The sequence below is a fragment of the Neisseria sp. LACPHL-SPEC-2024-00856 genome, assembly GCF_047915665.1.
Classification (GTDB): Bacteria; Pseudomonadota; Gammaproteobacteria; order Burkholderiales; family Neisseriaceae; genus Neisseria; species Neisseria polysaccharea.
The window spans coordinates 147,588-154,967 of sequence record NZ_JBLRPR010000005.1 but is presented as its reverse complement, the minus strand read 5'-3'; the positions used below and the strand labels follow the sequence as shown (position 1 = coordinate 154,967).

Below are 7,380 nucleotides of genomic sequence, written 5' to 3'. Positions count from 1 at the left end.
TGAAGGATATTGATAAATGGCAAACCAAAAAATCCGTATCCGCCTGAAAGCTTATGATTACGCCCTGATTGACCGTTCTGCACAAGAAATCGTTGAAACTGCAAAACGTACCGGTGCCGTTGTAAAAGGTCCGATTCCGTTGCCGACCAAAATCGAGCGTTTCAACATTTTGCGTTCTCCGCACGTGAACAAAACTTCCCGTGAACAATTGGAAATCCGCACCCACTTGCGCCTGATGGACATCGTGGATTGGACCGACAAAACTACCGATGCGCTGATGAAGCTGGATTTGCCGGCCGGTGTTGATGTAGAAATCAAAGTCCAATAATTCGGACTGTCGAAAATCCCCAAGCAATCAATGCTTGGGGATTTTTTATGTTATGCCGTCTGAAAATATGCGGCGGCAAACAGATTCAAGATAAAACAACAAAATCAAAAAACAGTGCGGCCGGTGAAATCGGCTTATTTTGTGCCTCAAGAATCTTCAGACGGCATTTTTTAGTGAACAAAACAGGATATTTTTTTATCCATAGCCTTCCGAAGGCTTGCCCTCCCCCCGAAGAAAGGTAGAATCGGGCTTGGTTTGGGCAGAAGCATCCATCTGATTCTAAGGATGGATGATGTTTTATTCTCAAGTAAATAAAGGAAAGATGATGAGCTTACTTAATGTCTTTAAAGATATTTTAAACAACAAAGAATTGAATTCGGAAGAACGGCATGATTTGGAGCGGGCGGTTAAGATATTGCAAGACACGCACGTCAATATTTTGATTACCGGAGCCACCGGTTGCGGAAAATCATCCACCATCAATGCCTTATTCAGCATAGATCAGGCAACGGGAAAGAGTGATGGGGCGGTAAAGGAAGTCGCAAAAGTAGGCGTGGGTGTAGATCCTGAAACTATGGATATTGCCAAATATGAATTGGAAAATATGACGATTTGGGATAGTCCGGGCTTGGGCGACGGAGAGAAGGCAGACCAACGGCACCGGCGCAATATCATCAATAAGCTGCTGGAGAAAGACAGTAACGGCAAAGCCGTCATCGACTTGGTTTTGGTGCTGCTTGACGGCGGTTCCAGGGACTTGGGGACATCGTACGAACTGATTAACAATGTAATCATCAATACATTGAAGAAGAGCGGGGAAGGCCGTACAGACCGGTTGCTGGTTGCGATTAATCAGTGCGATATGGCGATGAAAGGGCGGAATTGGGATGCGGAAGCCGGCCGTCCGAACGCCGCCTTGGAAAACTTTTTGGAGGAGAAAGTGTGTTCGACACGCAAGCGCATTCAGGAAGCTACCGGCGTTACGGTCAATCCGATTTATTTTTCAGCAGGCTTTAAGAGTGAGGATGAGGAGCAGCGTCCCTATAACATAACCCGCCTGTTGCGTTACATCATTACTGCTATGCCGTCTGAAAAACGGGTGATTGTGGCAGAGAAGATCAATGTGGAAGAAATCGAACGAGATACCAGCCGCCGCAAACAGGAGGAGAGGCAAGAAATCGACAGCAGTATCGGCAGTGCGCTGGAGAAAATATTGGGGGCTGCGGGAGGCGTGGTTAAAGAAGTTGTTTCAACGATAGCGAGCGGTGTCGGGACGCTGATTGATAGTGCTGCAAAAACGATTAGAGGGGCGATTAGCACGGTTGCCTCTTGGTTTGGCTGGTAGGAGCGCATATGCATCGTTACCGTATTTCTGAAATCGGGCAAAAAGTCGCAGCAGCCGGTTTCCGTCCTTTGGATGTCTTGCTTGTCGGTGCGACAGGTGTCGGCAAGTCCTCAACCTTAAATGCCTTGTTTGGCGAGCAAAAAGCCAAGGTAGGCACAGGCGTGGATCCCGAAACGCAATTGGTCGAAAGTTATATGCTGAACGATGTGTTGCGGTTTTGGGACAGCGCAGGCTTGGGTGACGGGAAGGAGGCTGACCGCGCACATCGGAAAAAACTGATTGATGTCCTGTCCAAAACCTACACTCATTCGGATGGGCAGTGGGGCTGGATAGATTTGGTGTTCGTTATCCTTGACGGCAGCTCCCGCGATTTGGGTACGGCCTATGATTTATTGAGGGACGTTATCCTTAAAATGATTGATCCGGATAGGGTTGTTGTTGCAATCAATCAGGCGGATATGGCGATGAAAGGACGTTATTGGGATAAGGTGCTGCATCAGCCGCAGCCGAATTTGCAACAGTTTCTAGACGAGAAGGCTGAATCGGTACAAAAAAGGATTCTGGAAGCGACAGGTTTGCAGATTTCTAGACCTGTTTACTATTCGGCATACGAAAACTACCATCTCGAAGAAATAATGGATGCAGTCATCAACCATATTCCGGTTTGTCGGAGAAAGATGCATACGCCGCGATAATCGGATACCGACCCCTTTAAAAGCATCCGACCCTATGCCGTCTGAAGATTCAAAACGCTTCAGACGGCATATTGAAGATATTTCTGATATTTCTATTGATATTTCTTTAACTTGTCGGATATAATGCCGAGCTTGGTACATTCGTGCCAAGTTTAACTTTGTCTGAAAGACAGGCCAATCGTAGCCTGTCCCTTTACTTTAAAAGGAAAATAATCATGACTTTAGGTCTGGTTGGACGCAAAGTTGGTATGACCCGCGTGTTCGACGAACAGGGTGTTTCTGTTCCGGTAACCGTTTTGGATATGTCTGCCAACCGCGTTACACAAGTAAAATCCAAAGATACTGACGGTTATACTGCCGTTCAAGTTACCTTTGGTCAGAAAAAAGCTAACCGTGTCAACAAAGCCGAAGCTGGACACTTTGCAAAAGCAGGTGTTGAAGCCGGTCGCGGTTTGATCGAGTTTGCTTTGACTGAAGAAAAACTGGCTGAATTGAAAGCCGGTGACGAAATCACCGTTTCTATGTTTGAAGTTGGTCAACTGGTCGATGTAACCGGTACCTCTAAAGGTAAAGGTTTCTCCGGCACGATCAAACGTCATAACTTCGGTGCCCAACGTACTTCCCACGGTAACTCCCGCTCTCACCGCGTTCCAGGTTCTATCGGTATGGCGCAAGACCCGGGTCGCGTGTTCCCCGGTAAGCGCATGGCCGGCCAATACGGCAACACCAAAGCAACTGTTCAAAAATTGGAAGTTGTCCGTGTTGATGCAGAACGCCAACTGCTGTTGGTTAAGGGTGCTGTTCCGGGTGCGGTCAACAGCGATGTTGTAGTTCGTCCTAGCGTGAAAGTAGGTGCGTAATGGAATTGAAAGTAATTGACGCTAAAGGACAAGTTTCAGGCAGCCTGTCTGTTTCTGATGCTTTGTTCGCCCGCGAATACAATGAAGCGTTGGTTCATCAGCTGGTAAATGCCTACTTGGCAAACGCCCGCTCTGGTAACCGTGCTCAAAAAACCCGTGCCGAAGTAAAACACTCAACCAAAAAACCATGGCGTCAAAAAGGTACCGGCCGTGCCCGTTCCGGTATGACTTCTTCTCCGCTGTGGCGTAAAGGTGGTCGCGCGTTCCCGAACAAACCTGACGAAAACTTCACTCAAAAAGTAAACCGTAAAATGTACCGTGCCGGTATGGCGACTATTCTGTCCCAATTGGCTCGTGACGAGCGTTTGTTTGCTATCGAAGCGTTGACTGCTGAAACTCCTAAAACCAAAGTTTTTGCTGAACAAGTGAAAAATCTTGGTCTGGAGCAAGTGTTGTTTGTAACCAAACAGCTCGACGAGAATGTTTACTTGGCTTCACGCAACTTGCCAAACGTGTTGGTTTTGGAAGCTCAACAAGTTGATCCTTACAGCTTGCTGCGTTACAAAAAAGTAATCATCACTAAAGATGCAGTTGCACAATTAGAGGAGCAATGGGTATGAATCAACAACGTTTAACTCAAGTGATTTTGGCACCTATCGTTTCTGAAAAAAGCAACGTATTGGCTGAAAAACGCAACCAAATGACGTTTAAAGTCTTGGCAAATGCAACTAAACCTGAAATCAAAGCTGCTGTTGAGCTGCTGTTTGGTGTTCAAATTGCTTCTGTAACTACAGTTACAACTAAAGGCAAAACTAAGCGTTTTGGTCGTACTTTGGGCCGCCGCAGCGATGTTAAAAAAGCTTATGTAAGCTTGGCTGCCGGTCAAGAGTTGGATTTGGAAGCCGCTGCTGCAGCTGCAGATAAGGAATAAACAAAATGGCAATCGTTAAAATGAAGCCGACCTCTGCAGGCCGTCGCGGCATGGTTCGCGTGGTAACAGAAGGTTTGCACAAAGGTGCGCCTTATGCACCTTTGCTCGAAAAGAAAAATTCTACTGCCGGTCGTAACCATAATGGTCATATCACCACTCGTCATAAAGGCGGCGGTCATAAACACCATTACCGTGTTGTAGACTTTAAACGTAACAAAGACGGTATCCCTGCAAAAGTAGAGCGTATCGAATACGATCCTAACCGTACTGCCTTTATTGCACTGTTGTGCTATGCAGACGGCGAGCGTCGTTACATCATTGCTCCTCGCGGTATTCAAGCCGGTGCTGTATTAGTTTCCGGCGCTGAAGCTGCCATCAAAGTAGGCAACACCCTGCCGATTCGCAACATTCCCGTTGGTACGACTATCCACTGTATCGAAATGAAACCCGGTAAAGGTGCTCAAATCGCACGTTCTGCCGGTGCTTCTGCGGTATTGCTGGCTAAAGAAGGCGCATACGCTCAAGTCCGTCTGCGTTCTGGCGAAGTTCGTAAAATCAACGTAGATTGCCGTGCAACCATCGGTGAAGTCGGTAACGAAGAGCAAAGCCTGAAGAAAATCGGTAAAGCCGGTGCCAATCGTTGGCGCGGTATTCGTCCGACCGTTCGTGGTGTTGTCATGAACCCCGTCGATCACCCGCATGGTGGTGGTGAAGGCCGTACGGGCGAAGCTCGCGAACCGGTCAGCCCATGGGGTACTCCTGCTAAAGGCTACCGCACTCGTAATAACAAACGCACGGATAATATGATTGTTCGTCGCCGTTACTCAAATAAAGGTTAATTAGTATGGCTCGTTCATTGAAAAAAGGCCCATATGTAGACCTGCATTTGCTGAAAAAAGTAGATGCTGCTCGCGCAAGCAACGACAAACGCCCGATTAAAACTTGGTCTCGTCGTTCTACCATTCTGCCTGATTTTATCGGTCTGACCATTGCCGTGCACAACGGCCGCGCCCATGTGCCTGTGTTTATCAGCGACAATATGGTTGGTCATAAATTAGGCGAATTCTCATTGACCCGTACCTTTAAAGGCCACTTGGCCGATAAAAAGGCTAAAAAGAAATAAGGTGAATCATGAGAGTAAATGCACAACATAAAAATGCCCGTATCTCTGCTCAAAAGGCTCGTTTGGTAGCTGATTTGATTCGTGGTAAAGACGTTGCCCAAGCTTTGAATATTTTGGCTTTCAGTCCTAAAAAAGGTGCCGAGCTGATCAAAAAAGTATTGGAGTCAGCTATTGCTAATGCCGAGCACAATAACGGTGCGGACATTGATGAACTGAAAGTGGTAACTATCTTTGTTGACAAAGGCCCAAGCTTGAAACGTTTTCAAGCTCGCGCCAAGGGTCGCGGTAACCGCATCGAAAAACAAACTTGTCATATCAATGTGACAGTGGGTAACTAAGGAAAAGCTATGGGACAAAAGATTAACCCTACAGGCTTTCGCCTGGCGGTAACTAAAGACTGGGCTTCAAAATGGTTTGCTAAAAGCACCGACTTTTCTACTGTTTTGAAGCAGGATATCGATGTTCGCAATTATTTGCGTCAAAAATTGGCCAATGCTTCGGTTGGTCGAGTAGTTATTGAACGCCCTGCAAAATCTGCACGCATTACCATTCACTCCGCTCGTCCGGGTGTGGTTATCGGTAAAAAAGGTGAGGATATCGAAGTTTTGAAACGTGACTTACAAGCCTTGATGGGTGTGCCTGTTCATGTAAATATTGAAGAGATCCGCCGTCCTGAGTTGGATGCTCAAATTATTGCTGACGGAATTGCCCTGCAGTTGGAAAAACGCGTTCAATTCCGTCGTGCTATGAAACGAGCAATGCAAAATGCAATGCGTTCTGGTGCTAAAGGCATTAAGATTATGACTTCAGGCCGTCTGAATGGTGCGGATATTGCCCGTAGCGAATGGTATCGTGAAGGTCGCGTGCCACTGCATACTTTACGTGCAAATGTAGATTATGCAACCAGCGAAGCGCACACCACATATGGTGTATTGGGTCTGAAAGTTTGGGTTTATACGGAAGGCAATATTAAATCTTCCAAACCTGAACATGAGAGTAAACAAAGAAAGGCAGGTAGACGTAATGCTGCAGCCAACTAGACTGAAATACCGTAAGCAACAAAAGGGTCGTAATACCGGCATCGCTACTCGCGGTAATAAGGTAAGTTTCGGTGAGTTCGGCTTGAAAGCCGTAGGTCGTGGTCGTTTGACTGCCCGTCAAATCGAAGCTGCTCGTCGTACAATGACCCGTCACATCAAACGTGGTGGTCGTATTTGGATTCGTGTATTCCCTGATAAACCGATTACTGAAAAGCCTATTCAAGTTCGTATGGGTGGCGGTAAAGGTAACGTGGAATATTACATTGCCGAAATTAAACCAGGTAAAGTGTTGTATGAAATGGATGGCGTTCCAGAGGAACTGGCTCGTGAAGCATTCGAGTTGGCTGCTGCCAAATTGCCTATTCCTACAACCTTTGTAGTAAGACAGGTGGGTCAATAATGAAAGCAAATGAATTGAAAGACAAATCCGTTGAGCAGTTGAATGCAGATTTGTTGGACTTGTTGAAAGCTCAGTTTGGCTTACGTATGCAAAACGCTACTGGTCAATTAGGCAAACCAAGTGAATTGAAACGTGTACGTCGCGATATTGCTCGTATTAAAACCGTTTTAACTGAAAAAGGTGCTAAGTAATGAGCGAAACTAAAAATGTTCGTACTTTGCAAGGCAAAGTAGTAAGCGACAAAATGGATAAAACCGTAACAGTATTGGTTGAGCGTAAAGTAAAACATCCGCTGTATGGTAAGATTATTCGATTATCTACTAAAATCCATGCCCATGATGAAAATAATCAATATGGAATTGGTGATGTGGTTGTTATATCGGAATCTCGTCCATTGTCAAAAACTAAATCTTGGGTTGTCAGTGAGCTGGTTGAGAAAGCACGTTCTATTTAAGAATTAAAGCAACGTGCTTGGAATGGGAAACGAAGTATTGCAGCAAATCTAATTTGCGTGTAAACTTCGTTTCCTGTCTTTCAGTTTCTTCTGAAAGTTTCTTCCCTTTCGGGGTCCAAGACTGGTTTACTTGAACCGCAAGGTTTCATTTAATAAGCAGCAGCTTTGCTGTAAGTTATCTGAAAGTGGTAAATTAAGTTGGTT

The 7,380-nt window shown here is 45.9% G+C and carries 13 protein-coding genes; all 13 read left to right on the top strand.

Features of this window, described 5'->3' with window-relative positions; translation table 11 throughout:
• The first annotated feature begins 16 nt into the window (after nt 1-16).
• The 13 genes from rpsJ to rpsQ all read left to right on the top strand — a co-directional run bounded on the left by rpsJ (nt 17) and on the right by rpsQ (nt 7,176).
• Entirely contained in the window at nt 17-328 is a 312-nt protein-coding gene (gene rpsJ, locus ACNAU7_RS06600) for a 30S ribosomal protein S10 (protein ID WP_002215394.1), read from the top strand.
• Nucleotides 329-620: 292 nt separating this feature from the next.
• Entirely contained in the window at nt 621-1,673 is a 1,053-nt protein-coding gene (locus tag ACNAU7_RS06595; protein WP_416301634.1) for a GTPase family protein, read from the top strand.
• Nucleotides 1,674-1,681: 8 nt separating this feature from the next.
• A complete protein-coding gene (locus ACNAU7_RS06590; RefSeq protein ID WP_416301632.1) occupies nt 1,682-2,368 on the top strand; it encodes a GTPase family protein in 687 nt (228 codons plus the stop codon).
• A 215-nt stretch (nt 2,369-2,583) separates the two neighbouring features.
• Nucleotides 2,584-3,228: a 50S ribosomal protein L3 gene (gene rplC / locus ACNAU7_RS06585; RefSeq protein WP_002215400.1), complete on the top strand. Its 645-nt coding sequence runs from the start codon at nt 2,584-2,586 to the stop codon at nt 3,226-3,228.
• Nucleotides 3,228-3,848: a 50S ribosomal protein L4 gene (gene rplD, locus ACNAU7_RS06580; RefSeq protein ID WP_002218573.1), complete on the top strand. Its 621-nt coding sequence runs from the start codon at nt 3,228-3,230 to the stop codon at nt 3,846-3,848. Before rplC ends, rplD begins: the two co-directional genes overlap by 1 nt.
• Complete coding sequence (rplW, locus tag ACNAU7_RS06575) at nt 3,845-4,159, top strand: 50S ribosomal protein L23 (RefSeq protein WP_416301628.1); 315 nt, start codon at nt 3,845-3,847, stop codon at nt 4,157-4,159. The genes rplD and rplW overlap by 4 nt, the downstream gene beginning before the upstream one ends.
• A gap of 5 nt (nt 4,160-4,164) precedes the next feature.
• Nucleotides 4,165-4,998: a 50S ribosomal protein L2 gene (gene rplB / locus ACNAU7_RS06570; protein WP_003707139.1), complete on the top strand. Its 834-nt coding sequence runs from the start codon at nt 4,165-4,167 to the stop codon at nt 4,996-4,998.
• 5 nt (nt 4,999-5,003) lie between these two features.
• Complete coding sequence (gene rpsS, locus ACNAU7_RS06565; protein WP_107879741.1) at nt 5,004-5,282, top strand: 30S ribosomal protein S19; 279 nt, start codon at nt 5,004-5,006, stop codon at nt 5,280-5,282.
• An 8-nt stretch (nt 5,283-5,290) separates the two neighbouring features.
• Entirely contained in the window at nt 5,291-5,620 is a 330-nt protein-coding gene (gene rplV, locus ACNAU7_RS06560; protein WP_002215424.1) for a 50S ribosomal protein L22, read from the top strand.
• A gap of 9 nt (nt 5,621-5,629) precedes the next feature.
• Entirely contained in the window at nt 5,630-6,322 is a 693-nt protein-coding gene (gene rpsC, locus ACNAU7_RS06555; protein WP_416301624.1) for a 30S ribosomal protein S3, read from the top strand.
• Nucleotides 6,306-6,722 (top strand): 50S ribosomal protein L16, encoded by a 417-nt coding sequence (gene rplP, locus ACNAU7_RS06550; RefSeq protein ID WP_003749802.1) that lies wholly within the window; start codon nt 6,306-6,308, stop codon nt 6,720-6,722. The genes rpsC and rplP overlap by 17 nt, the downstream gene beginning before the upstream one ends.
• A complete protein-coding gene (gene rpmC / locus ACNAU7_RS06545) occupies nt 6,722-6,913 on the top strand; it encodes a 50S ribosomal protein L29 (RefSeq protein WP_002215432.1) in 192 nt (63 codons plus the stop codon). The genes rplP and rpmC overlap by 1 nt, the downstream gene beginning before the upstream one ends.
• The gene (gene rpsQ / locus ACNAU7_RS06540; protein WP_002215433.1) at nt 6,913-7,176 is read left to right on the top strand and encodes a 30S ribosomal protein S17; all 264 of its coding nucleotides are present in this window, start codon (nt 6,913-6,915) and stop codon (nt 7,174-7,176) included. Before rpmC ends, rpsQ begins: the two co-directional genes overlap by 1 nt.
• Nucleotides 7,177-7,380 lie beyond the last annotated feature (204 nt).

Bases quoted from the DNA above. Each gene is read 5' to 3' on its own strand.
- rpsJ (WP_002215394.1), top strand. From the start codon at position 17: ATGGCAAACCAAAAAATCCGTATCCGCCTGAAAGCTTATGATTACGCC.
- ACNAU7_RS06595 (WP_416301634.1), top strand. From the start codon at position 621: ATGTTTTATTCTCAAGTAAATAAAGGAAAGATGATGAGCTTACTTAAT.
- ACNAU7_RS06590 (WP_416301632.1), top strand. From the start codon at position 1,682: ATGCATCGTTACCGTATTTCTGAAATCGGGCAAAAAGTCGCAGCAGCC.
- rplC (WP_002215400.1), top strand. From the start codon at position 2,584: ATGACTTTAGGTCTGGTTGGACGCAAAGTTGGTATGACCCGCGTGTTC.
- rplD (WP_002218573.1), top strand. From the start codon at position 3,228: ATGGAATTGAAAGTAATTGACGCTAAAGGACAAGTTTCAGGCAGCCTG.
- rplW (WP_416301628.1), top strand. From the start codon at position 3,845: ATGAATCAACAACGTTTAACTCAAGTGATTTTGGCACCTATCGTTTCT.
- rplB (WP_003707139.1), top strand. From the start codon at position 4,165: ATGGCAATCGTTAAAATGAAGCCGACCTCTGCAGGCCGTCGCGGCATG.
- rpsS (WP_107879741.1), top strand. From the start codon at position 5,004: ATGGCTCGTTCATTGAAAAAAGGCCCATATGTAGACCTGCATTTGCTG.
- rplV (WP_002215424.1), top strand. From the start codon at position 5,291: ATGAGAGTAAATGCACAACATAAAAATGCCCGTATCTCTGCTCAAAAG.
- rpsC (WP_416301624.1), top strand. From the start codon at position 5,630: ATGGGACAAAAGATTAACCCTACAGGCTTTCGCCTGGCGGTAACTAAA.
- rplP (WP_003749802.1), top strand. From the start codon at position 6,306: ATGCTGCAGCCAACTAGACTGAAATACCGTAAGCAACAAAAGGGTCGT.
- rpmC (WP_002215432.1), top strand. From the start codon at position 6,722: ATGAAAGCAAATGAATTGAAAGACAAATCCGTTGAGCAGTTGAATGCA.
- rpsQ (WP_002215433.1), top strand. From the start codon at position 6,913: ATGAGCGAAACTAAAAATGTTCGTACTTTGCAAGGCAAAGTAGTAAGC.